Source organism: Sphingobacterium spiritivorum, assembly GCF_016725325.1.
Lineage (GTDB): Bacteria > Bacteroidota > Bacteroidia > Sphingobacteriales > Sphingobacteriaceae > Sphingobacterium.
On record NZ_CP068083.1, the window covers coordinates 2779544 to 2803703 of the forward strand.

Below are 24160 nucleotides of genomic sequence, written 5' to 3' on the forward strand. Positions count from 1 at the left end.
GCGGCAAACTTGCAAAATGCGTATCTTCGTGCAATGGATAATTTTATTGTTTCTGCTCGTAAATATCGCCCGGTCACCTTTGATTCGGTAGTCGGTCAGCAACACATCACAGGTACCTTAAAGAATGCTATTCACAACAATCAGTTGGCGCAGGCATTTTTGTTTTGTGGTCCCAGGGGTGTGGGAAAGACGACTTGTGCGCGTATTTTGGCAAAGACAATAAATTGTGAGCATATTACCAGTGAAGTAGAAGCCTGTGGTGTATGTGACAGCTGTAAATCTTTCCAGAACGGAAATTCTTTCAGTATTCATGAACTGGATGCTGCCTCAAACAATTCAGTAGATGATATTCGTAATCTGATTGATCAGGTTCGGATTCCGCCACAGTCCGGAAAATATAAAATCTATATTATTGATGAGGTGCACATGTTGTCTCAGCAGGCATTCAATGCTTTTCTGAAAACATTGGAAGAACCACCTTCTTACGCAATTTTTATCCTTGCAACTACAGAGAAGCATAAAATTCTTCCCACTATTTTATCACGTTGTCAGATTTTTGATTTTAACAGAATCCGTGTAGAAGATATGGCTCAGCATCTGGCAGGTATTGCCGAGAAGGAAGCGGTGACATATGATCTGGATGGTCTTCATATTATTGCTCAAAAGGCAGATGGAGGACTTAGAGATGCACTTTCGATGTTTGATCAGATTGTTAGTTTTTCGAACAAGCAAATTTCTTATCAATCTGTAATCGACAATCTGAATATATTAGACTACGATTATTATTTTAAACTGACGGACGCTATCCTGCAGGAGGAAGCTGCAGAGTCCTTGCTTATTTTTGATCAGGTACTTAACAGAGGGTTTGACGGAAACCACTTTATTGGCGGACTTTCCTCGCATCTGCGTAATCTGCTGGTCACAAAAGAACCGGCTACATTAAAACTCCTTGATGTAAGTGATAATATCAAAAAGAGATATCTTGAGCAGTCCCAGAAAGTTTCTTCAGGATTATTATTATCCGCATTAAATATCTCCAATCAGTGTGAGATAAATTATAAAACAAGTAAGAATCAGCGTTTACAGGTTGAGTTGGCCTTGCTCAAAATGTGCCATATAGCGACTGCTATTCAAATGAGCCAAAACGGTGCGCTTTCAGGATCTGCTGAAGTAAAAAAAAAACGACTTGATTCAGCGGTAGCTGCTCCGGTTTCAGAACCGGCAAGTGTACCTGCTGTCGTTGCTACTCCTGTAGCTGTACCCGCACCTGCAGAAGTAAAAGCTCCACCTGTCCCTGCAAAACCCGTAGAAAACCATCCTCCAAAGCTTGCAGACTCCGGTAAAAAAGGCTGGGGAGCTGTTAAGGTCGGGGTCTCGATTCCTAATCTGAATACTATCTTCGAAGAAAAGCAGGCGGAAGAAAATGAAGGTCCTTCTCTGGTCAAAGGCGAGGCATACCGGGAGGTTACGCTTAATGAGTTTTTACAAAAATGGAATGAATTTGCGGAGCGTTTGAAAGCTGAAAATAAAATCAACCTGTATACGTTGATGACATCAGCTCCTCCAAAGCTTCAGCCAAATAATCTGATCGAAGTAGAGGTAGAGAATGCAATTCAGATGGATGTACTGACCTCAGCTAAAATTGATATGCTTAACTTTTTACGTGTGGAACTTCAGAATTTCTCACTCGATGTTAAAGGAGTCATGATTGAGCATCAGGTTTCTCGCAAGCCTTACACATCACAGGAAAAATATCAGGCTATGGTCGCCAAGAACCCAAATCTGGAAACATTGCGCCAAACGTTTAATCTCGGACTGAGTTAGGTAGCAATATCTACATACATTTTAAAACAGAAATATTCTTCATCATATGCAAAATTTTCAAAGACACGACAGAAATGAAAAACGGGAGACCAATCAAATGGTTTTCGGTATTCGTGCAGTTATAGAAGCCATTGATAGCGGCAAAGAGATCGAGTCTTTGTTTGTGCAGCGAGGTTTGGGGGGGAGTTTATTTTTAGAATTGAAATCCCTGATCAAGGAACATGAGATTGGTTTTCAACAAGTACCTATCGAAAAACTGAACCGTATTACCCGTAAAAATCATCAGGGTGTAATCGCTGTTATTTCACCAATCACTTATCAGAAGATAGAAGATCTTATTCCTGAGATATATGAAAAGGGAGAAACTCCACTGATATTGATGCTGGATGGTGTAACGGACGTACGTAATCTGGGTGCTATTGCGCGAACTGCTGAATGTTCAGGAGTACATGCGATTATTGTACCTAAAAAAGGATCTGCGGAAATCAATCCGGATGCTATTAAAACTTCTGCAGGCGCTTTATATAAGATTCCGGTGTGTCGTCATGATAACCTGGGAAAAGTCGGTAAATTCTTGATTGACTCCGGTATACAGCTGGTTGTCAGTACTGAAAAAACAGAAGAAAGTATCTATAGTGTAGATTATACTGCTCCGACCTGTATCATTATGGGAGCAGAAGATGTAGGCGTCTCAGATGACCTGATACGTATTTCAGATCATTTGGCAAAGATTCCAATGTTTGGCGAGATAGGATCACTGAATGTGTCTGTATCTGCCGGAGTGGTTCTGTATGAAGCTATTCGTCAGCGACAGGCAACAAAATAAACAAGAACGGGGTATTTATTGAAAAGACCCCGTTTTTTATTTACAGGTTGAAAAAATCAAAAAAGTATTTGGGGTGCTTCAGATTGATCAGTTGTTCTCTGTTGTGGTCAAAGAAATCAAAATCTCCAGTCTCAATATCCGCTATTGTAAAGGAATGCGAAATCTGCTGTTTACCTCTCGTCACTACTCCGAGTCCATAATCCATATCTAAAGTGAATACATTCAGATCAGGGCGTGTAACGATCAGGTCTGCTACAGTCTTCCATACATCACCATTCCATTGTCCCTGCCAGCCAGGCAAGTCCCAGTTTTTGACTTTATCTGTTACTTCACTGAAGTGTTCACGGATGGCGTATCCTGCGGCAGCATTGAGTGGGTTACAATCGTGCATAATGATGACTCCACCTTCATTGAGGTATTTCAGACTATTTTCCACATCTTTTTTTGCCTGCTGATAAGTATGAAGTCCATCTACAAGGACAACATCTACACCATGTTTAAGTACACTTTGTGCTTTTGTCTCAAAGAACTGATCACTCGGCATTTCATATGTTTCGAATTTATAAATGCCTAATAAGCGTTTGGCTTTCATTGACCGGCGAAATAAAAACTCGGGATCAACACCTATTTTACGGTTACAGTTTACCTTTGAGATAACAGCTCCGGTCTGTACGCCAATTTCTAAATATGTTTTTGCATTATGTTTTTGAATGATCTTGTTGATTACATCAAGTCTATACATGGTTGTGGTTCTAATTCGAATTCAATTTATAAAATAAACTTGAAAAAGTACCTGCTTAGTATATTTTTTCTGCCGATCGGTAGAATAATTTTCCGGGAGGGTGGAAGGCAAATAAAAAAGGCTGAGTAATTTACTCAGCCTTAGAAAATGGAATAACTATACTAGTTAATATTTGCTTTTGGATTCTTTGCGTTTTCCGGAAAAATCACGGAAGCCACCGCCATTTCCTCCATCACGACGATCACGTCTTTCACCACCGCTTCTGCGCTCGCCACCACGATATCCGCCTTCACGTCTTCCGCCACGGTCTCCACCACGACTTCTTCCGCCACCACGACTTTCGCTTCTGCCTTCGCCTGAAACTTCAATGCGTACATTACGTCCGTTGAAATCTACATTCTGGAATCCAGAGAATACTTTCTCTACTTCTTCATCCTGTACTTCAAAGAATGTGAACACTCCTTTAAGATCGATTTTACCGATCGATTTGCCGGAAATTTTAGCGTTGTTACAGATAAATCCTAACATATCTCCACGTGTGAATTCGTCTACTGAACCTAAGTTCATGAAAAGGCGTGTATATCCTTTAGAACCACCACGTGAACGATCATCACGTCTGTCGCCACGTTCTCCACGTTCGTTATCACGTGCTTCTATGTTTAGATCCGGAGCATTTTTATAATAATCCAGGAATCTGTTGAATTCTAATGAAGCAAATCTTTTGATGATGTCTTCTTTTGAAAGAGCCTCCAGGTTTTCCATGATAGTAGGAAGGAATGGAGTAATCTGATCATCATTGACTTCTACATTCTCAATTTTGCTTACGATCGAGAATAATTGTTTTTCACAAACTTCAGCTCCTTGAGGAACTTGCTTTCTTTCGAAAGATTTACCAATGATTTTCTCAATGTGACGAATTTTGCTTAATTCTTTCACATTTACCAATGAAAGAGAGATACCTGTTTTACCTGCACGGGCTGTACGGCCTGAACGGTGTGTGTAATTCTCTACTTCATCCGGCAGGGAGAAGTTGATAACGTGTGTTACGTCATTAACGTCAATACCACGGGCAGCTACGTCTGTTGCGATCAACAATTGTAAGCTACGGTCACGGTAACGTTTCATAACTTTATCACGTTGTTGTTGTGAAAGGTCACCATGCAATGAATCTGCATTATAACCATCTTTGATAAGCGCTTCAGCAATTTCTTGCGTTTCGATCTTAGTACGGCAGAAGACAATACCGAAGATTTCAGGATTGGAATCAACGATACGTTTGAATGCTGCATACTTATCTTTTGCTCTGATCAGGTAATAGTGGTGCTCGATATTGGCATTACCTGTATTCTTGGTGCCAACAGTCAATTCCACAGGATCAGTCATATAATTTTGAGCTATACGACGTACCTCTCTAGGCATTGTTGCAGAAAACAACCAGGTTTTTTTCTCTTCCGGAGTTTCTGACAATATATTGTTGATGTCTTCCTGAAAGCCCATGTTAAGCATTTCATCCGCTTCATCTAATACAACATATTTTACATTGGAGAAATCAATGGCATTACGGCCAATGATATCAAGCATACGACCAGGAGTCGCTACTACGATTTGTACACCACGACGGATTTGACGTAGTTGGTCAGAGATATTTGCACCTCCGTATACCGCTACTACATGTACATCATCGATGTATTTCGCAAATTTTTCTAAATCTTTCGCAATTTGCAAACAAAGTTCACGTGTTGGACATAATACCAACGCTTGAGGATGTTTTTGAGAAAAGTCTAATTGTTCTAATAATGGAAGACCAAATGCCGCGGTCTTTCCTGTGCCAGTTTGGGCTAATCCGACAAAATCGTCGTTACCAGTCAGTAAAACAGGAATGGCTTTTTCCTGAATAGGAGAAGGTTTTTCGAAACCTAACTCAGAGATGGCATTAACAACTTCATGACGGATTCCCAGTTCTAAAAATGGGTTCATGAAATAATTTATACAATAGGCTCAATTGCCTAAGGCGGTGCAAAGATAGAAATAATAATTGATAAAAACAATTATTATTAAATGTTAATTATTTTGAAATGAAGTACTTAAAAACTAAACAGGCCCTATGCTGCTGCATAGGGCCTGTAATAGGTATTCATGAGACTTAAATCGTCTGTTAATATAATGTGAATTCTACACGACGGTTTTGCTGACGACCTTCTGCAGTAGCGTTAGTAGCGATAGGTTGGTTTGGACCGTAACCTGTTGCCTCGATACGTGAAGGATTAGCACCTTTGCTTGTTAAGTATGCTTTTACAGCTTCTGCACGTTCTTTAGATAATCTAAGATTCGTTTGCATAGATCCTGTATTGTCGGTGTGACCCGCTAATTTAAGGCTGAAGTTTTTCTCGATTAATAAGGAAGCTACACGGTCAAGGCTTGGGTAAGAAGTAGGACGGATCGTAGATTTACCAAGATCGAATTCCAGATCTTTAATGGCTTCATCAACTACTTTTTTGTCTGCTTCCGTAACAACGATTTTTTCTACCACTTTAGTTTCCGCAACCGGAAGAGGACATCCTGCTCCGTCTACTTTAGTTCCTGAAGGTGTATTAGGACATTTGTCGTATTTATTAGCTACACCATCACCGTCATCATCTTTCAAATCAGCATTTAACTGATCTACCTGAGATTTAAGTGCATTGTTAGCTGCTACTAATGCTTCACGTTCAGCTTTTAACTGATCGTATTTAGCTGTATAATCATTGACTAAGGTAGCTACAGGGTTACTGTTGCTCAATGCTGGTTTTGAAGAACTTCCTAATGCAAATTCAACACCTGCATGTGCGTATGAGAACAGGTCATGTTTGATCGTTCCTACACGAGCACCGTCGAAGTCCTGATTAGCCCAGTTTAACTGATATCCCAGATCCAGATTTACACCTTTAGAAATAGCGAATTTAAATCCGAAATCTGCAGGAACAAATAATTTTGTTTTGGAGCCATGTGTCGTTTCTGTGTTGCCAACTTTTGTAGTAGGCTCAAAATTCAAGGCACCGATACCAAGAGCAAAATAAGGTTTAATAATACTGTTTAAAAATCTGAAATTAGTATTGGCAAGTGTGAATTCTCCTGATAAAGCTGCTGACCAAGGTGTCTTAGTTTCATAAGAACGTGATCCGTCTTCCGTTTTTCCGGCAACTTTTCCGCCTAAGTACTGTGCTTTTAATCCAAAAGAAGGTGAAATTTGTTTTTTGATATAAGCACTGTATCCGATGTTGTTTTCCAGTGAATTGTATCCTCTGCGATTTACGCCGAACACATTGCTAAGGTTTAATACACCTGCATTGACACCAAAAGACCATGTACGGTATTCAGAAGTAGATCCGAATGGTGTTGTTCCTTCAACAGTAGCTGTGCTCTGTGCAAATGAAGTACTTGTTAATAATCCGGCAATAGTGAATACTGCTGCTGATTTTAAATTTAATTTCATAAAACGAGTATTAAAATTTTCTGCAAATGTAATAAAATAACTTTATTTTTTCTTACAACGTTGTAGTATTTTGTTTACATTTTAAATTTAAAAAAGAAAGGCTAGCGGATTTCCGCTAGCCTTAACTTTTTTAAAAGAGTAGTTTATCTACTAATATAATGTAAATTCTACACGACGGTTTTGCTGACGACCTTCTGCTGTCGCATTAGAAGCGATGGGTTGGTTTGGACCATAACCTGTTGCTTCGATACGGGAAGGATTAGCACCTTTACCTGATAAATATGCTTTTACAGCTTCTGCACGTTCTTTAGATAATCTAAGATTTGTTTTCATAGAACCTGTGTTATCTGTGTGACCAGCTAATTTCAGGCTGAAGTTTTTCTCGATTAATAAAGCAGCTACACGATCAAGACTTGGGTATGAAGTAGAGCGGATAGTAGATTTACCAAGATCAAACTCAAGGTTTTTAATAGCTTCGTCTACTACTTTTCTATCTTCTTCTGTAACTACAATTTTCTCTACAACTTTAGTTTCAGCAACTGGAAGAGGACATCCTGATCCGTCTACTTTAGTTCCTGAAGGTGTATTAGGACATTTGTCATATTTGTTAGCTACACCGTCACCGTCATCATCTTTAAGATCTGAATTTAACTGATCTACCTGAGATTTAAGTGCATTGTTAGCTGCTACTAATGCTTCACGTTCTGCTTTCAGCTGATCGTATTTAGCAGTGTAATCATTTACCAGAGTTGCTACAGGGTTACTGTTGCTTAATGCTGGTTTTGAAGGACTACCCAATGAGAATTCCAAACCTGCGTGAGCATATGAGAACAGATCGTTTTTATAAGTACCTGCTGTTCCGCCATCGAAATCCTGATTAGCCCAGTTTAATTGGTAACCTAAATCCAGATTAACTCCTTTAGCAATTGCGAATTTCAACCCGAAATCTGCAGGAACAAAAAGTTTAGTTTGTGAATCCTGAGTAGTTGCTGTTCCTCCTACTGTAGTAGTTGGTTCAAAATTCAATGCACCTAAACCAATCGCAAAGTAAGGTTTGATGATACTGTTGAAAAATCTGAAGTTTGTGTTCGCTAATGTGAACTCTCCGGATAAAGCTGCTGACCAAGGCGTTTTTGTTTCGAATGACTGCGTACCATCTTTGTAAGCACCACCAACTTTACCTCCCATATACTGTGCTTTCAAACCGAAAGAAGGAGAGATTTGTTTCTTGATATAAGCACTGTATCCAACATTATGATCTAAATCATCATAACCTTTACGGTTGAAACCAAAGATATTACCTTGATTCAGTACACCTGCATTCACACCAATTGACCACGTACGGTATTGAGAAGTAGAACCAAACGGGGTCGTACCTTCAATAGTTTTTGTGTTGTGTTCCTGAGCGAATGATGCAGTTGTTAATAATCCTGCTGCGGCGAACATTGCTGCTTTTTTGTAATTAATTTTCATATAGTGCGTTTTAAATGAATTTGTAATAATGTTTGTTATTGGAATCTATTGTGCAATTCATTTGCCAAACTATAATCAGATAATGCTTTTTTATTGTTTTAATTTATTTATAATCAGTATTTTATATATTTAATTGTAGAGAGGTGTCTACAGGTTTTTCTGATACATAAAATGTCCCGATTTCGGGACATTTTATGTATTTGGCTGTATGTTTTTTTGTAATTCTGAACAATTTGTTCAGAATTACAAAACCTATATTCGGGCAAAAAGATTGGGGATTTTACTCTGGAAAGCAAGTTCTTTAGTAATGTTTTCAGAAAAAATATAACGGAAAAAGTTCTTTCTTCCTTTTGTTACTAACAGTAAATCTACTGATTCGTCAATAAGAATCTGCTGGATGGCGTGGGCAATAGTTTCTTTATTCCGATAGAAATATGCCGGTGATTTGACAATATAAGAGATATCATCAATCTGTGTTTCCTGAATAATTCTGTCAATCCACATTCTCAACTTCTGATCTACGGTCTCTACATCTTCGTCTGTACGATTAATATGTACTAACTGCAGATGAAACTTATTTCCAAACAGACTTACTGCTTGTTTTAACACTTCCAGCTCTCCATCTTTAAAATTACAGAGCAACGCAATATTATTGAGTTGCAATGCTTCACTATGCTTTGGAACTATTAACACTGGTGTTTCTGTGGTTTTGATGACATCATAAGCATTACTGCCTATAAATACAGAATCTAATCCGGAGGAACCTTTTGTTCCCATTACGATTGCAGCGTATTTTTCTCCTTTCGCCTCATCCAGCAGCTGATCGGTCAACACGCCGTCTCGGATAGCTGTTGTAAATGTAATGTTCGGATGGTTGGCTTTTACAGGCAGCAAAAATGTATCAAGCTGTGCCAATGCTTCTTTGATAAGCGGTTCCATAAGATCCTTGTTCCATGTGGCATTCGCAAATCTGTTTGTGTGTTCCGTCATGATGTGTATCACATGCACATCACGTTTGGATATATCCGCTATCTGAGCTGCATAAGAAACTGCTGTCTGTGCATTCTCTGAAAAATCTACAGGAACTAAAAGTGGTTTATTCATAATGATACTTTTGAGAAATACGAGGGTTTGTTAATATCCAGAACGACTGCTTTAGACACTGATGGGTAAAACAGACGTTTGAAAAATGATTTTCTTGATTTGGTGATCAGTACAATATCCGGAGCATGTTGTTCTACCAGTTTATGGATAACTTCGGGCACTGTGTCCAGATCCTCTTTATCTTTTTGTTCTTTGTCAATATAATAATTAATATGCTCTATAGCGAGTTGCTGAAAAATCCTGGATTTCCAGGCTTCGATCTTTTGTATGACGGTTGTTTCCTGTTCATTTTCCTGATACACATGGATAAGATCAAGTGCGTTAATTTCACCAAAGGTGTCAGTGAATTCATTCAGGGTGTGAAGTTCATCTTCTTTAAAGTTGGTGAGCAATGCAATTCTGTTTGTTTTGAATACAGTATAATAAGCAGGAATGGCGAGCAAGGGAATTGGTGATTTCGATGCAATAGCAGATGTATTACTACCCCAAAGCGCACTATCATTGTCTCCAAGTCCTTTCGTACCCATTACAATTGCTTCATAACCTTCTTTTCTGGCTTCCAGCGGGAGATCTTCTTTCAGTAATCCTCTGGAGGTGCGGTGAGTATAATGCACGGAAGGAAATTCTTCCTGTAATTTTCTCTCAAACTCCAGAATAGTTATGTCGGCTTTCAATATTGCACTGTTCTCAAACTCTTTACTCAATTCCTCTGTTGGAAAAGATGATGAAGCTGTTGTATAATAATGAATAAGGTGTATAGAATAATCCCGTTCAATAGCCAGCTTTGACGCATATTTTGCGGCATAAAGGGAATTGTTAGAGAAATCTGTAGGAACTAAAAGCGTTTTTTTCATTTTACAGTTTTTAATATTTCTTTCGATAGGCTAATCTTTATCTGAGGTTACTTTTTAATCAGTAATATAGTTTTTACTATACGGACTAATAACAGATATCAGATCAAATCGTTTCAGAAAACTTAAGTAAGTATAATGAAGTTTTCTGTATCTCAAAATGATTAGCATCATTATTTCGTTCAGTTAAAGATTATAGCGCAAAAGCTTTGTTTTTAAAGGTGCTGATTTACATTTGATCGAACAATAACATTTGTTATACTTGACGAAAATATGACCGGATAATATCTTGCCTTCCAATTGCATAAAGCAGCAATTTTGAGTAACTTTGTACCCAAATTTACAGATATAATTATTGAAATTTCCATGACTAATAGAGAAATTCGCGAAGCATTTTTGAATTTTTTCAAAAGTAAAAATCACCAGATTGTCCCTTCAGCTCCTGTTGTAGTTAAAAATGATCCTACATTAATGTTTACAAATGCAGGAATGAACCAGTTTAAAGATTTTTTTCTGGGGGAAGCACAACCTAAACATTCGCGTATAGCAGATACACAACGTTGTCTGCGTGTGTCGGGTAAGCATAATGATCTGGAAGAAGTAGGGATAGATACATACCACCATACTTTATTCGAGATGTTAGGTAACTGGAGTTTTGGTGATTATTTCAAAAAAGAAGCTATCGAATGGGCTTGGGAATTGCTGACAGTAGTCTATAAACTGGATAAGGATCGTTTGTATGTTACCATTTTTGAAGGAGATGATTCTGAGGGATTGGTGAAAGATACCGAAGCCTATGATTTCTGGAAATCATGGATATCTGAAGACCGCATTTTGTTGGGTAATAAAAAAGATAATTTCTGGGAAATGGGGGAGACCGGCCCTTGCGGTCCGTGTTCGGAGATCCATTATGATATGCGTACAGAAGAGGAACGGTTAACGACACCCGGACAAAGTCTGGTGAATGCAGATCATCCACAGGTTATCGAAATCTGGAATTTAGTATTTATGCAGTTTAACCGCCTGAAAAATGGTAATCTGGAATCTCTTCCTGCTAAACATGTGGATACAGGGATGGGATTTGAGCGTCTGGTAAGAGCTATTCAGGGAAAATCATCAAATTATGATACGGATGTTTTTCAGCCTATGATCAGTTTTATTGCTCAAAAGGCAGGAATTCAATACGGTGCAGATGAAAAGACAGATATCGCTATGCGTGTATTGTCTGATCACATACGTGCGGTTAGTTTTGCCATAGCAGACGGACAGTTGCCTTCTAATAATAAGGCGGGATATGTTATCCGCCGGATTTTGCGTCGTGCTGTACGATATGCGTACACCTTCCTGAATTTCAAAACTCCGTTTATCAACGAGTTGGTTCCATTGTTAGCTAAAGAATTTGAGGGTGTGTTTGATGAGCTTTTCCAACAGCAGGATTTTGTTCAGAAAGTTGTTCTGGAAGAAGAGGTTTCTTTTTTAAGAACTTTAGTAACGGGTGTACAACGTTTTGAAGCGTATGCTGAATCCAATACTGCAGTAGGGGGTGAGTTTGCATTTGAACTGTTTGATACTTATGGGTTTCCGATAGATCTGACTGAATTGCTTGCGAGAGAGAAGGGATTGGAAGTTGATATGGCAGGTTTTCAGGAAGCGCTTCAAATCCAGAAAGACAGATCCCGGGCCGCTACGGCAATAGATACCGGAGACTGGGTTGCTGTAAGTGAAGACGATCAGGTTGAGTTTGTCGGATATGATGATCTGAAAGCTACTACTGAAATTGTTAAGTACAGAAAAGTCACAGCTAAAGGGAAAGAGCAATATCAACTTGTACTCAGCGTGACTCCATTTTATGCAGAAGGTGGTGGTCAGGTTGGTGACTCAGGGCTGCTCGTTTCCGAGTCTACAGGAGAAAAGATTTATATTACAGATACAAAGAAAGAAAATGGACTGATCGTTCATTTTACAAATACACTTCCTTTACAGATGGAAGGTGCTTTTGAGGCGAAAGTAGATGTTCAGAAAAGACTGGATACTGAAAATAACCATTCTGCCACCCACTTATTACACGCTGCGCTGAAAGAAGTATTGGGTACGCATGTAAATCAAAAGGGATCTCTGGTAAATGCGGATATTCTCAGGTTTGATATTTCTCATTTTTCGAAAGTAACAGAGGAGGAACTTAAGCAGGTGGAAGATATTGTGAATGCTAAGATCCGGGAGAATATTCCATTGAAAGAACAGCGTCATGTGCCATTCCAACAGGCACTGGACTCTGGTGTTACGGCTTTATTCGGAGAAAAGTATGGAGACTATGTACGTGTCATCACTTTTGACGATAAATTTTCAAAAGAATTGTGTGGAGGTACGCACGTGAAAGCAACAGGACAAATAGGATTTTTTAAAATTATTTCTGAATCGGCTGTTGCTGCCGGTGTACGTCGTATAGAAGCTATCACAGGAACTAAATGTGCGGCTGTGATCCGTGAACATTTTGATCTGGTACATAGATTGGGCGAGCTGTTACATAATCCTAAAGATTTTGTATCTACACTTTCTAAGGTAATTGATGAGAATTCTGCGCTTAAGAAAGAGATTGAAAAAAGTATTATTGAAAAATCTTTAGCCTTAAAATCAGATCTGGAACAAAAGATTCAACAGATTAACGGCGTTAATTTCCTGGCGACACAGGTAGAATTACCAAATGCGGAAGCTTTAAAAACGTTAGCTTATGCGCTGAAGGGTGCAGTGGATAATTTGTTTCTTGTGTTAGGTGCTGATTTTGAAGGGAAACCTAATCTGACTGTTGTCGTCTCAGATCAGCTGGCAAAAGAAAGAGGATTGAACGCCGGAACAATTGTCAGAGAACTGGCTAAAGAGATTAATGGAGGCGGGGGCGGTCAACCGTTTTTTGCTACAGCAGGTGGTAAAAATCCGGAAGGATTACCTGCAGCAATCGCAAAAGCTAAAAATTACATACAATAATAAGGAGATAAGATATCATGAAAAGATCACTGTTTGCAGCCGTAATAAGCCTGATTATGATGGCATGTTCTAATAAGGAAGAATACACTGTTTCCGGACAAATCGAAAACCCCGGAAATGTAAAGGTTGTTTCACTTTATGAAGGTGATCGGAAACTGGATTCTGTATATCTGAATGAGAACCATAAGTTTTCTTTTGTAAGACCATCTACACAGGCAAGGCTACTTTCGCTGGAGGCTGGTAAAAAACGCTATTATATTATTGCTCAACCCGGCGAAGAAGTAACACTTAAAGCTGACCTTCAAAAGGAGCCTTACGAATATGAAGTAACGGGTTCTGATTTGTCCGCTGCGATTAAGGAATTTGCACCGGTAAGAATCAGGAGGGATGTAATTCAGGACTCTCTGCAGAATGAATTTGCAAAACGTACAGATAATCTCAATGCGGAGCAAATTGAAAGTCTGCGCGGAGAATATATGACCAAGTTTAAGGCAGCATTACATTATTATAACGATCGGGCGATCGCTTTTAAGAATAAGCATCGGGATCTGGCAGGCTTCTACGCGATGAGTACGCTGGATCCGGAGGTTGCAGAAGGAGAGATTATTGCTTATGCCGACGAGATTAAGGATGAGTTTAAGGACAACGGTTATGTGGAACAGTTTAAACAGGAAACCGCAAAACTAAAAGTATTGGCAATTGGTCAACCTGCTCCATTATTTGAAGCTTATACTCCGCAAAATAAGTTAGTCAAATTAAGCGATTATAAAGGTAAGTATACATTGGTGGATTTCTGGGCTTCATGGTGTGCTCCGTGCAGACAGGAAAATCCGAATATTGTGAAACAGTATCACACCTTTAAAGGTAAAGGATTCGATGTGTTAGGTGTTTCTCTGGATAATAATCCAGGTCCCTGGATGCGTGCGATTGCTGATGACAAACTGGAATGGACAAATATTTCTGATCTTCAGGCCTGGGGATCGGAGGTTGTAGGACTCTATCGCATCAAAGCTATACCTACTTCTTATATTGTCGATCCTGAAGGGAACATTGCAGCTAAGAATCTGAGAGGCAAAGATCTTGAAGAATTTTTGAAGAAAACATTAAATTAGATTTGGTGTTATGTTAATTAATATTGTGTTACTTAACAATTTAATAACACTGTATTAACGTTATATTGCCATTTAGTACATAATTTAGCAAAAAAACACGTATGAGCAGTGCAAAGCAAAAAATACTGGTGGTGGACGATGAACAAGACATTGTCGAATTAATCGCATACAATCTTAAACGGGAGGGCTATCAAGTGTTTACAGCTTCAAACGGTAAAGAGGCTATCGCACAGGCTAAGGAAGTGAATCCGGATCTCATTATTCTGGATGTTATGATGCCACAGATGGATGGTATAGAAGCTTGTCGTCTGATGCGGGCTATGCCTGAATTTAAGCATACCTTCATGGTTTTCCTGACTGCAAGAAGTGAAGAGTATTCAGAAATTGCCGGATTTCATGTCGGAGCAGATGATTATATCGCAAAACCGATCAAACCTCGCGCTTTGATGAGCAGAATCAATGCTATTCTGAGAAGAAATACTGCGGAAGATGAAATTCACGAAGGCAATCGTCTAGAAGTATCAGATCTTGTGATTGACCGAGATTCATTTCTTGCTTACAGAGGTACAGATAAAATTACACTGGCTAAGAAAGAATTTGAATTGTTGTATCTCCTGGCATCTAAACCTAATAAGGTGTTCACAAGAGAGCAGATTCTTAAAAGTATTTGGGAAGATTCAGTAGTTGTAACGAACAGGACTATTGATGTTCACATCCGTAAGTTAAGAGAAAAAATTGGTGAGAATTATGTCGCTACCGTCAAAGGAGTAGGCTATAAATTCGAACTTGCATAACAAAACAAAGAAACCATCTGATTCAGATGGTTTCTTTGTTTTAGCCTCTATTTAGCTGCTAAAGATTTTTTAGAGATCGTATATCTTCCTTTGTCGGCCTGATTGACTTCTTTTATAAAATTGCTGAATTCCGTATACTTCTCAGCCGGGTAAAGTCCCTCCCTGAGCTGTAGTTTTCTGTAGAAGTGAAGTTTATCATCTTTAATGGAAGTTTCAAATTCAAAAGTCCCCATATCACAGGTTATCTTTTTAATTTCCGGCTTCAGATTTCTACTATATTCCTCCGGTAGTTCAAATGTAATCTCGTCGATATCCGTATAACCTCTGTTTATATACAGGGGATTGGTTCTGTTCTTTAAATCGGGGATATTATTTTTTACATTAAACATATTAGGATGCAGTATCATCTTGTCTCCTGATTGAACTGCATAATTCTTTACAAAGATGGTTAGGTTTTCCTTGAGAGCCGGGGTGTCGAGTTCAAGTTTATCGTACTTTATCTGTTGAAAATAGATATTGTCGATATCATAATAGTCACTTAATTCTTTCAGTTGTTCATTGCCAGCGAGAAACATTGCTCCAAAGTGATTGGAATACTGCGTGCCCGAAAACTGGGTTGAAACTGTACCTGTAATAGAACCTTCTTTATCTATAATAAGCTGTGCCGTTCTTTTCTGCACATTATCGTTGTAAGGATATTTAGGGGTACGTAGCACTTTACCTCCTTCCGGTGTGACGGCGAGTACCAGTCTGTCATCTGTAAAATCACCTAAGTAACCGAAAGGTACTTTCTGACTCGTGCATTCTAGCCATGTGGTGTCATTGGCAAAAGGCAGAGCCAGAATAATATGGTTTCCGTCAGATACATTTGCAAAATCGATATCTACATCGCTCTTGGTGTCGCCTGCTTCCACTATACAATAGTAAGAGGGAATATTGACAATATTCAAAAGGCTTTGCATGTAGTTGACCAATGCTTTGCAATCGCCATATCCGGTTTTATCCACTTCCTGAGCAGAGAAAGGTTGCAACCCACCTATACCTACCTGGATACTGATATAACGGGTTTTGTTTTGCATGTACTGATAGAGGATTCTGGCTTTTTCCTGATCCGTTTTTGCATCTGCCGTCATACTTTTTACCTTTTGTATTGTGGCTTCACTCAACTGCTGTTTCCCTGCCAGAAGGTCTGATGATACCCATTCTCCGAATTCTTTCCAGTTCGTGAATGTTCCTTTTTTGTCATAGTAATTGAATCTCTCGGGAACTATCTTTACATTCGAAGTGGTCAGATATTTTGGCGGAGAGTATATTTCTTTTTTACGTGCAGCAATATCGGCAACTTCCCAGGTCCATTTTTTTATGCCTTTGATTTCCTCTTCATTGGATTTACCATTGAAATGCTGCGTTTTGATTCTTATTTTTTCTGTTGCAGGACAGGAGAATGTAAATTTGCTTTTTTCGACAGAAACATCATCCGAATAGTTGTAATTCCAGGTCGGAATAGCCAGGTTCTGCTTGTTTTTCAGTTCATAAGATATAGCTACTGTATATGGATAATCTTGTACGGCAGGCAGGTAATGCTTGACACGGCTATCGTTATACATGCTTACGTTGTCACTGGCGCTTTCATCTGCGAAATTTTTCTGATTAAATTCGGAAACCGGTATTCCAAAAGCATTATATACTTTGCCTTTTATAGATTTGATTTCCGAACTTTTGTCATAAAAGAGTACAGTGCGTGCATATTCGTCACCCGCTTTGTTAAATATAGTTATGGCTTTATTAACATTCACAATAACATTGTTATCCGCTTTCATTTCTACATTCAGCTCATACTCGCGGATAGTGGCAGAAGCTCTGCTTTTGAGTGCATCCGGAATAAGATCTACTGCATAGTTCTGTGCGAATGAAAGCGAGGAAAGCACACTACATATGGATATCAGAATATATTTTTTCATTAGTTTTTAGAGAAGTTGTAATCGATTTTTTGTTGCTGAATAATGCGTGACATAAATTCCTTGAGGTGAAAATATTCTTCTACATTATATACAGGTTTAGTAAGATTTATGATTTGCTCAAAGTTAAATTCGTTTGCCTGGTATGTTCCTTTGTATACGAACTTTGCTGCGGCATCAGGTAATGTAAGGGCTATGTTTTTAGGCCCGTCCTGGAGTTTATATCCCTCCGGAAACCGGATACGGTAAGTAAAAGTATCATAGCGTGCGAAACCCAGATCTACAGGATAATTCCTGTCCGGAAGATTAAAAGGATTTTTGGTCAGTCTGTTTAAAAAATTGGGATTGAAAGTGATCTTTTTGTCATTATTACCACTGTTGATTTTATATTCTATATCGTACTCTTCCCACAATGGATCTTCTATAGATTCCAGTCCTTCTATTTTAGAATGGAGAATGCTAAGATTCGGTGTTTTTTCTTCAAATTTCTCAACATACTCTTCTACAGTATTGACAGCCTTTATTTCTTTTCTTTTGTTATATCCTTCAGTTTCGAAACTGGAGATTGTAAGTTTTCCCTTAAGTACTCCATTTTCCTGAAGTTCACCGTCAAAATTGTAGTTTTTGCTGATACGCTGTACAGATTTGATAGGAATCCAATCGGATGATTTTTTGGAAAGGATGATCCGTCCTTCGTCATTCATACATCTTAGTGGCAGATGTCCGAATGGCATCATCTGTTCGGAAGCATCCAGCAGGTAATCTACACCATCAATCGTTGTCTTTGCGATAACATAATCAAAATAGGAAACGACAGGAAAGAGCTTATTAGGTACGCCGTTATCACGTGTAGAAAGAATCACAGGATAGGTCTCAATCTGTGCTGCATTCAATGCTGCTATAAGTCCCAGATTGATATCTCCTATATTGCCTGAGTGTGTTTCCAGAGCTCTTTTTATCCCTTCTTCGCTGTATTTACCGTAATACTTATTCCATTTAATCTGCTTTTTTATATATTCATAGATATTGCGGGCCCTCTCATATGTACTGAGATTGGCAGGAGCAATTTCCGGTAGAATATCTGTAAATAATTCATCTTTCTTTAGCTGACCTCCGAATTTTTTATCTGATAATAATTCCCTGTCTACATCATTCCACTTTTTAGTAAAACTTTGTTTAGAACCATTCATATAGATGACATCCGACAATTCAAAATAAATAGCTGATCTGAAGTTGGATGGAGCTGTCATAAAGTCCTCCTCAATGAATGCCGGGATATTTTTCATGATAAAGGTAAGCTTGGAACAGTCAAGTCGCTGTCCGCTGAGAACAATACACTCTTTCATGATTTCTGCCTTGCGATCGGTGAGCTGGAAGGGGCCGCGTAAGAGAATATTATAGGTGTAATTGGCTGGAATATAACCTATATATATACTGCTAACTTTGGGAATGTCATCCTGAAAATTCCAGTTTCTGAAATTGAAAGTATGAGGAGACTTCAGCAGATAAGTGACATCAATAATAGAACCTTCCTTGATATTAGGAAGCGTGAATTTGGTAAGTGTAGTATATTTTGAATAATCTTCTTTAAAGATTTTCTTATTGTCCATTTCCGTAGACGTAATAAGACCGTTTTCTATATTGTATGTAATGCCTTTTATGTCTGTAATACGTTCGGAATTAGATCCGTCTTTGTATCCACGGATAGAAAAGTTAGCTTTCCGGAATCCTTCCTGATTCAGGATAAGAATCCTTACTTTATACTCATGCTGTACATATAGTCTTCCTTCAATATCATCAAGGATAAGATTTGTTTTGCCGATTTCTTCCAGTACAACAGCATTTGCTGTAGAATCCAGTTTTTTGATATCAAAATTAAAGTCCTCAGCTTTAGGTTTGTCGAATATAGATTGTTGAGCAGCAGCATCTGAAAATGCATAAAATGCCAGAATAAATATGAAAAATAAGCGGCGCATGAATGATTATAAAAGTTAATACGGTTTCTGTTAGCTAAGATAATGCTTTAATGTATGCAAAACTAATATTCATTAAAGAATAATAGCGTGTGAAAATGTCTTTATTCTCCACATATATTAGATAGGTTTAATTTATTATATTTGTTTAAAGTAAAAAGACTACAAATGACGGAACTGAATATAAAAAACATGGTGTGTGACCGATGTATACTTGTGGTCAAGGAAGAACTTAAGAAAATTGGTTTCGAGACGGAAGAAGTTGGGTTGGGGTATGTTAAGATAGGACGTAATCTGGATAGTGAAAGTAAAGCAAAGATTGGTCAGCTCCTGAGCAGTTTTGGTTTTGAGTTGCTGGATTCAGATAAAGCCAAGATGATCGAACGGATCAAAAATCTGGTCATAAGCCGTATTCATCATGCGGATGAACTGGATCTCAAAGTAAACTGGTCCACTTTATTGTCCAATCAGCTGAATCATGACTATTCTTTTATCAGTTCGCTGTTTTCATCCGTAGAGAGTATCACTTTAGAACAATACATCATCAGACAGAAAATTGAACGGGTCAAAGAGTTGTTGTTCTATGATGAACTTTCTCTTAAAGAGATCGCTTATAAACTGGATTACAGTAGTGTACAGCATCTTTCTACACAGTTTAAAAAAATTACAGGACAGACACCTACAGATTTTAAAATGAAGCGTGCAGATCGTCTGCCACGTCAGCCTATTGATCAGATTTAAGTGTTCTTATTTTCTTACAAAGGACTTTTCATAAATTTCGATCCATTCCTGTACACTGATTTTGCCGGAAAGTTCACCTATCAGTTCAAAAGGGATTTTATCCATTTTTTTGAACCGAATATAGCCTTTTCCCATATCCGGTTTTGTATTGTACAGAGATGTGTACGTATTCCTGAACCATTCGTTGATCTCGGAGTCTGCATAAAGTCCCATGTGATACACCGCAATAAAATTCTTTTGTGAAGCAATGTTCATAAAGGGAAGAGGTAGTTTCGGGGTACAATGATAACCAGCGGGATATAGTGTATGAGGTACTACATAACCAATCATATTGTAACTTATTGTCTCTTGAAATCCTTCAGGTATATTTTTCAGAATACTCTTCCGGATTGCTATTATCGGATTTTTCCGATCTTCGGGTACATTTTCAATGTACTCTTCTACAGTGTCTGCTTTGATAATCATATTTTTTGAAATTTAGGTTAGTTAGTCTGTAAGGATTTAATCCCCGAAAGTTTAAATTTATTGTGCTCCCGTTTTAATAAGAGTTGATAAAGGGGAACACTGTTTTGGTTAAGTGAACTTTTGGTGTAAAAGGTTATATAAAGATCGGCCTCATAATTGCGATCCTTTTTAATGGAAATCCGATGTTCTTCTGTCTGATTCAAGGGGATAATATCATACTGCATGAGGTTATTGAAGAAAATTTTCCGTTTGACACGGGCAGGATCGTAAATGTTCCTTTTTCCGACTGTACATGATTCACATGTTAAAGTTGCCGTAGAAAGTTTTTTAAATGTATTCCGATCTTTTGCATGAATAGCCATATGAATGTTTTTGATGGCCTGTAGTACTTCGGTATGTTCAAACCTAAAACCATCATCTTTTACCTGAGCAAAAGAGCAGGGTAGTATTGAAATGCAGAAAATAATTGTTAAGAAGGCTTTATTCATATACCATACTTTAGATCAAAAATAGAATTTAAGATTGATAATCTAATGCCAAAATAAGTTTTTGAAATATATCAGCCAATTATTCAGTCACTTAGCGTGTGGGTGTAAAATAATGTTTGACAAACAATAAAATCGCCGTATATTTGTGCCACACAAAACAAAGGTGATACCTTTTCGGGGTGTAGCGTAGCCCGGTATCGCGCCACATTTGGGATGTGGAGGTCGTAGGTTCGAATCCTGCCACCCCGACAACACTTACACTAAGTAAGGTCAAAAACCCTCAAATTCTATGAATTTGAGGGTTTTTTGTTTTATATTATATCAGGAAACCCCAATAAATATCAATCTAAATGTGAGTTAAACGGTGAGTCTTTTTAAGTTTTATATTTACTCACCGGATAGCTTATAAATAATTGTAAATCATTTATTTACAACATTTATTTTGATGCTATTTATTATTGTTTGACTTCTTTACTGCATCATATCCAATAGTTGGATTGAGAGAACTGCACTAAAGTGTATCAGTTGAACATAAAATAAATGGATATGAAGAGTAAAAACACTTTTGGGATTCAATTCGTGTTACGGTTGCCCAAGAACAAGAAAGACGAAATGGCCACTGTTTATGCAAGGATTACAGTAAACGGCCGTAGAACTGAAATTTCCCTAAAAAGCAAAGTATCGATCAACAATTGGGACGAAGTAAAAGGAAGAGCAAAAGGAAAACGCCAAGAAATCGTAAAGCTGAACAGCCACATGGAGCAGGTACGCTCCCTTATTTTCGATTGTTATCACCAGTTGGTGCAGCAAAATAAAACCGTTACCATTGAAGCGGTTAAATCTGTCTACCTAGGCGAGGACATAGAGGAAACAATGACTCTTCTAAAGCTAGTGGAATACCATAAACAAGTGGCAGTAAGTAAACTTGCCCCCGGTACCATGAAAAATTATTATACCACCGAAACCTATATTCAAAAATTTATAAAACAAAAATATGGAAAAAAAGACATACCGTTGGATGAACTGAACTATCGGTTCATTTTGGATTTTGAAAACTTCCTTAATGACTACAAACCTAAAGATCATCATAAGCCCATAAATAATAATGGGGTGATGAAACATATGGAACGTTTGCGGAAGATGGTCAATTTGGCTGTTACGATGGATTGGCTGGTTAGGGATCCATTTGCCAAATACAAACTTCGGTTTGAAAAGGTAGAAAGAGGCCATTTGTCAAAAGAGGAGCTAACTGTTTTGCTTAATAAATCCTTTTCAATAGAGCGTCTGCAATCCGTGTCGGACATGTTCATTTTTAGTTGCTATACAGGTCTTGCTTACATCGACATTTTTAACCTGACCCCCGAAAATATTTCAAAAGGAATCGACGGAAAAGATTGGTTGACGACAAAAAGACAAAAGACCGATACAACGGTTCGAGTTCCTTTGCTGCCCGAGGCTTCAGATCTTCTTAAGAAGTACAGAGGGCATCCGGTAGCTGAGGCGAATGGAACGATCTTCCCTGTCATATCCAACCAGCGAATGAACGGTTATTTAAAAGAGATCGCAGAAATTTGCGGCATCAATAAAAATTTAACGTTCCATCTCGCAAGGCATACTTTTGCTACAACGGTGACATTAAGCAATGGTGTGCCAATTGAATCGGTGAGTAAAATGCTTGGCCATACATCTATACGTACCACCCAAATTTATGCTAAGGTGTTGGAACATAAGCTAAGTGAGGATATGCACAAGTTAGAGGTTAGAATGGCTTCCCAGGATTAGATACTTCTAGATCATTATTGAAATGAAACGAGGTAAGGTTGTAATTTTAATGGATGCAATACTATATGTGTGCCTTTGGACGCCAAATGCAACCACTGACTGCCATGTTGATCAAATTCGTAGATACTTTTGGTTCATTTGTATCCGTAAAGACAGAAAAGACCATAAATCAATTCTGTTCTAGAGGAGAGAATTTAGAAACATTAAAAAGCAGCGCAAATGAAAGTAGAACTTATCACTAAAGAAGACTTAGATAGCTTTAAAAAGGAACTTCTTGAAGAAATCAGGAGAAATAGACCACATCCGAGAAAAGCCGAAAAGGAGCCTCGGGAATGGCTCAAGAGTTACGAGATCCGAGAATTATTGGGGATTTCAGCGGGGACACTCCAAAACCTTCGGCTAAACGGAACGTTACCGTTCACGAAAATCGGTGGATTGATGTATTATCGGTATGAAGATATCCGGAAACTAATGGATGGTGTTGATGGGAGTTAGGGATTAAAATATTAAAAAATAAATGATATCAAGCAGGATTTGACGATCCTGCTTTTTTTTTGCCGGTACTTTTTGCAGCCAAAGCACATTTACCTCCCATAGCAATATCCTCGCAGTAAAAGAGCTTTCCGGCTATTTCTGAAACAGAAATTTTTAAAAAAAACCTCTCCGCTATTCCCATTTTCAGATATTTTTAAAATCCCTGTTCTGTGGTTTTGAGAACCACACCTTAAGAAAACATTTATCAATCCGACGAATTGGAAGTATTATTTCAATTCAAAACAGACCATTTTCTAATGCAATTTTCTCGGCTTCCACATTTCTTTTATTCAAAGAAGCCTGTATGCACTATTGTCCCATTTCAAGAGCAAAGGTATTTCCGTGTTCTTAACACCGCCAAAAGGTCAAGCAAGTTTGAAAAAAAATCTCCACCCGCTGGGTAGTATTTATTTTTCAAAACCTTGTGTCGGCTAAACACGAACCTTTTATGCTCGTGAAACGAAACATAGCATACTCCGGCTCTTTGGACGAATAAAAAAAATGTCAGTTATGAAAATTATAAGCATTAAAAATGGTAATGAAACGAAACAGCACCTCCTCTCATTACCGAATAAATCAGAAAAATTAAATCAAATATCAATCACTAAAAATCAGCGAAAATGAACATCACAGGCAGACTGACAAGAAATGCGGAAGTACGCACATTGTCGAACGAAAAACAGGTGGTAAACTTTTCAGTAGCGGTAAACGACAGCTACCGTAACAAACAGGGCGAACGAGTAGAGCAAACTACCTACTTCGATTGTGCCTACTGGATAACTCCAAACGTGGCAAGGCTACTGACAAAAGGCACTTTGGTAGAACTCACAGGGCGTGTAAGTCCGAGAGCGTGGGTAAACAAAGACGGAGAACCAAGAGCAGGACTTAATTTCCATACCTCACAAATCAAATTGCACGGAGGTAGCAATAGAGCCGAAACCGTACAGGTTACTGCAAAAGCAGAAAACAACAGCATTGCAGGAATATCAACCGAGGACGACCTCCCATTTTAACAACGAATATTCAATCGTTTTTCAAC

The 24160-nt window shown here is 38.3% G+C and carries 19 protein-coding genes and 1 tRNA gene; 10 read left to right on the top strand and 10 right to left on the bottom strand.

Going from position 1 to position 24160, the window contains the following annotated elements; translation table 11 throughout:
• The first annotated feature begins 33 nt into the window (after window positions 1–33).
• Window positions 34–1824: a DNA polymerase III subunit gamma/tau gene (locus I6J02_RS11495; RefSeq protein WP_201678135.1), complete on the top strand. Its 1791-nt coding sequence runs from the start codon at window positions 34–36 to the stop codon at window positions 1822–1824.
• A gap of 46 nt (window positions 1825–1870) precedes the next feature.
• Window positions 1871–2650, top strand: coding sequence for a 23S rRNA (guanosine(2251)-2'-O)-methyltransferase RlmB (gene rlmB / locus I6J02_RS11500; RefSeq protein WP_201678136.1), 780 nt, complete (start codon window positions 1871–1873; stop codon window positions 2648–2650).
• 40 nt (window positions 2651–2690) lie between these two features.
• Here the strand turns inward: rlmB and I6J02_RS11505 are convergent, their stop codons facing one another.
• The 6 genes from I6J02_RS11505 to I6J02_RS11530 form a co-directional block, all read right to left on the bottom strand.
• The gene (locus tag I6J02_RS11505; RefSeq protein ID WP_201678137.1) at window positions 2691–3392 is read right to left on the bottom strand and encodes a class I SAM-dependent methyltransferase; all 702 of its coding nucleotides are present in this window, start codon (window positions 3390–3392) and stop codon (window positions 2691–2693) included.
• A 165-nt stretch (window positions 3393–3557) separates the two neighbouring features.
• The gene (locus I6J02_RS11510; protein ID WP_201678138.1) at window positions 3558–5369 is read right to left on the bottom strand and encodes a DEAD/DEAH box helicase; all 1812 of its coding nucleotides are present in this window, start codon (window positions 5367–5369) and stop codon (window positions 3558–3560) included.
• A gap of 178 nt (window positions 5370–5547) precedes the next feature.
• Window positions 5548–6864 (bottom strand): OmpA family protein, encoded by a 1317-nt coding sequence (locus I6J02_RS11515; protein ID WP_201678139.1) that lies wholly within the window; start codon window positions 6862–6864, stop codon window positions 5548–5550.
• A gap of 150 nt (window positions 6865–7014) precedes the next feature.
• Entirely contained in the window at window positions 7015–8337 is a 1323-nt protein-coding gene (locus I6J02_RS11520) for an OmpA family protein (RefSeq protein WP_201678140.1), read from the bottom strand.
• Window positions 8338–8589: 252 nt separating this feature from the next.
• A complete protein-coding gene (locus I6J02_RS11525) occupies window positions 8590–9441 on the bottom strand; it encodes a universal stress protein (RefSeq protein WP_201678141.1) in 852 nt (283 codons plus the stop codon).
• Window positions 9438–10295, bottom strand: coding sequence for a universal stress protein (locus I6J02_RS11530; protein WP_201678142.1), 858 nt, complete (start codon window positions 10293–10295; stop codon window positions 9438–9440). The genes I6J02_RS11525 and I6J02_RS11530 overlap by 4 nt, the downstream gene beginning before the upstream one ends.
• Window positions 10296–10658: 363 nt before the next feature.
• Between I6J02_RS11530 and alaS the strand changes: the two genes are divergently transcribed.
• The 3 genes from alaS to I6J02_RS11545 all read left to right on the top strand — a co-directional run bounded on the left by alaS (window position 10659) and on the right by I6J02_RS11545 (window position 15180).
• A complete protein-coding gene (gene alaS / locus I6J02_RS11535; RefSeq protein ID WP_201678143.1) occupies window positions 10659–13274 on the top strand; it encodes an alanine--tRNA ligase in 2616 nt (871 codons plus the stop codon).
• A gap of 17 nt (window positions 13275–13291) precedes the next feature.
• On the top strand, window positions 13292–14386 hold the full coding sequence (locus tag I6J02_RS11540; protein WP_201678144.1) for a TlpA disulfide reductase family protein: 1095 nt from the start codon (window positions 13292–13294) through the stop codon (window positions 14384–14386).
• A gap of 101 nt (window positions 14387–14487) precedes the next feature.
• Window positions 14488–15180 (top strand): response regulator transcription factor, encoded by a 693-nt coding sequence (locus I6J02_RS11545; RefSeq protein ID WP_003012554.1) that lies wholly within the window; start codon window positions 14488–14490, stop codon window positions 15178–15180.
• Window positions 15181–15227: 47 nt separating this feature from the next.
• On the opposite strand, the gene I6J02_RS11550 is transcribed toward I6J02_RS11545, so the two are convergent.
• A complete protein-coding gene (locus I6J02_RS11550) occupies window positions 15228–17141 on the bottom strand; it encodes a DUF3857 domain-containing protein (RefSeq protein ID WP_201678145.1) in 1914 nt (637 codons plus the stop codon).
• Window positions 17141–19114 carry a hypothetical protein gene (locus I6J02_RS11555; protein WP_201678146.1) on the bottom strand — a complete coding sequence of 658 codons (1974 nt, stop codon included), beginning with the start codon at window positions 19112–19114 and terminating at the stop codon, window positions 17141–17143. The genes I6J02_RS11550 and I6J02_RS11555 overlap by 1 nt, the downstream gene beginning before the upstream one ends.
• Before the next feature lie 165 nt (window positions 19115–19279).
• On the opposite strand from I6J02_RS11555, the gene I6J02_RS11560 reads away from it, so the two are divergent.
• Entirely contained in the window at window positions 19280–19852 is a 573-nt protein-coding gene (locus tag I6J02_RS11560; RefSeq protein ID WP_201678147.1) for a helix-turn-helix domain-containing protein, read from the top strand.
• 6 nt (window positions 19853–19858) lie between these two features.
• Here the strand turns inward: I6J02_RS11560 and I6J02_RS11565 are convergent, their stop codons facing one another.
• On the bottom strand, window positions 19859–20317 hold the full coding sequence (locus tag I6J02_RS11565; protein ID WP_201678148.1) for a DUF1801 domain-containing protein: 459 nt from the start codon (window positions 20315–20317) through the stop codon (window positions 19859–19861).
• Between the two features lie 17 nt (window positions 20318–20334).
• Window positions 20335–20805 carry a thioredoxin,-like protein gene (locus tag I6J02_RS11570; RefSeq protein ID WP_201678149.1) on the bottom strand — a complete coding sequence of 157 codons (471 nt, stop codon included), beginning with the start codon at window positions 20803–20805 and terminating at the stop codon, window positions 20335–20337.
• Window positions 20806–20980: 175 nt separating this feature from the next.
• Here I6J02_RS11570 and I6J02_RS11575 point away from each other — a divergent pair.
• The 4 genes from I6J02_RS11575 to I6J02_RS11590 all read left to right on the top strand — a co-directional run bounded on the left by I6J02_RS11575 (window position 20981) and on the right by I6J02_RS11590 (window position 24134).
• Window positions 20981–21054: transfer RNA gene (locus I6J02_RS11575), tRNA-Pro, on the top strand.
• A gap of 297 nt (window positions 21055–21351) precedes the next feature.
• Window positions 21352–22587 carry a site-specific integrase gene (locus I6J02_RS11580; RefSeq protein WP_037459845.1) on the top strand — a complete coding sequence of 412 codons (1236 nt, stop codon included), beginning with the start codon at window positions 21352–21354 and terminating at the stop codon, window positions 22585–22587.
• A 219-nt stretch (window positions 22588–22806) separates the two neighbouring features.
• Window positions 22807–23082, top strand: coding sequence for a helix-turn-helix domain-containing protein (locus I6J02_RS11585; protein WP_002993139.1), 276 nt, complete (start codon window positions 22807–22809; stop codon window positions 23080–23082).
• Window positions 23083–23741: 659 nt separating this feature from the next.
• Entirely contained in the window at window positions 23742–24134 is a 393-nt protein-coding gene (locus tag I6J02_RS11590) for a single-stranded DNA-binding protein (RefSeq protein WP_002993142.1), read from the top strand.
• Window positions 24135–24160: the final 26 nt, after the last annotated feature.

Coding starts and splice junctions, on each gene's coding strand:
- I6J02_RS11495 (WP_201678135.1), top strand. CDS start 34: ATGGATAATTTTATTGTTTCTGCTCGTAAATATCGCCCGGTCACCTTT.
- rlmB (WP_201678136.1), top strand. CDS start 1,871: ATGCAAAATTTTCAAAGACACGACAGAAATGAAAAACGGGAGACCAAT.
- I6J02_RS11505 (WP_201678137.1), bottom strand. CDS start 3,392: ATGTATAGACTTGATGTAATCAACAAGATCATTCAAAAACATAATGCA.
- I6J02_RS11510 (WP_201678138.1), bottom strand. CDS start 5,369: ATGAACCCATTTTTAGAACTGGGAATCCGTCATGAAGTTGTTAATGCC.
- I6J02_RS11515 (WP_201678139.1), bottom strand. CDS start 6,864: ATGAAATTAAATTTAAAATCAGCAGCAGTATTCACTATTGCCGGATTA.
- I6J02_RS11520 (WP_201678140.1), bottom strand. CDS start 8,337: ATGAAAATTAATTACAAAAAAGCAGCAATGTTCGCCGCAGCAGGATTA.
- I6J02_RS11525 (WP_201678141.1), bottom strand. CDS start 9,441: ATGAATAAACCACTTTTAGTTCCTGTAGATTTTTCAGAGAATGCACAG.
- I6J02_RS11530 (WP_201678142.1), bottom strand. CDS start 10,295: ATGAAAAAAACGCTTTTAGTTCCTACAGATTTCTCTAACAATTCCCTT.
- alaS (WP_201678143.1), top strand. CDS start 10,659: ATGACTAATAGAGAAATTCGCGAAGCATTTTTGAATTTTTTCAAAAGT.
- I6J02_RS11540 (WP_201678144.1), top strand. CDS start 13,292: ATGAAAAGATCACTGTTTGCAGCCGTAATAAGCCTGATTATGATGGCA.
- I6J02_RS11545 (WP_003012554.1), top strand. CDS start 14,488: ATGAGCAGTGCAAAGCAAAAAATACTGGTGGTGGACGATGAACAAGAC.
- I6J02_RS11550 (WP_201678145.1), bottom strand. CDS start 17,141: ATGAAAAAATATATTCTGATATCCATATGTAGTGTGCTTTCCTCGCTT.
- I6J02_RS11555 (WP_201678146.1), bottom strand. CDS start 19,114: ATGCGCCGCTTATTTTTCATATTTATTCTGGCATTTTATGCATTTTCA.
- I6J02_RS11560 (WP_201678147.1), top strand. CDS start 19,280: ATGACGGAACTGAATATAAAAAACATGGTGTGTGACCGATGTATACTT.
- I6J02_RS11565 (WP_201678148.1), bottom strand. CDS start 20,317: ATGATTATCAAAGCAGACACTGTAGAAGAGTACATTGAAAATGTACCC.
- I6J02_RS11570 (WP_201678149.1), bottom strand. CDS start 20,805: ATGAATAAAGCCTTCTTAACAATTATTTTCTGCATTTCAATACTACCC.
- I6J02_RS11580 (WP_037459845.1), top strand. CDS start 21,352: ATGAAGAGTAAAAACACTTTTGGGATTCAATTCGTGTTACGGTTGCCC.
- I6J02_RS11585 (WP_002993139.1), top strand. CDS start 22,807: ATGAAAGTAGAACTTATCACTAAAGAAGACTTAGATAGCTTTAAAAAG.
- I6J02_RS11590 (WP_002993142.1), top strand. CDS start 23,742: ATGAACATCACAGGCAGACTGACAAGAAATGCGGAAGTACGCACATTG.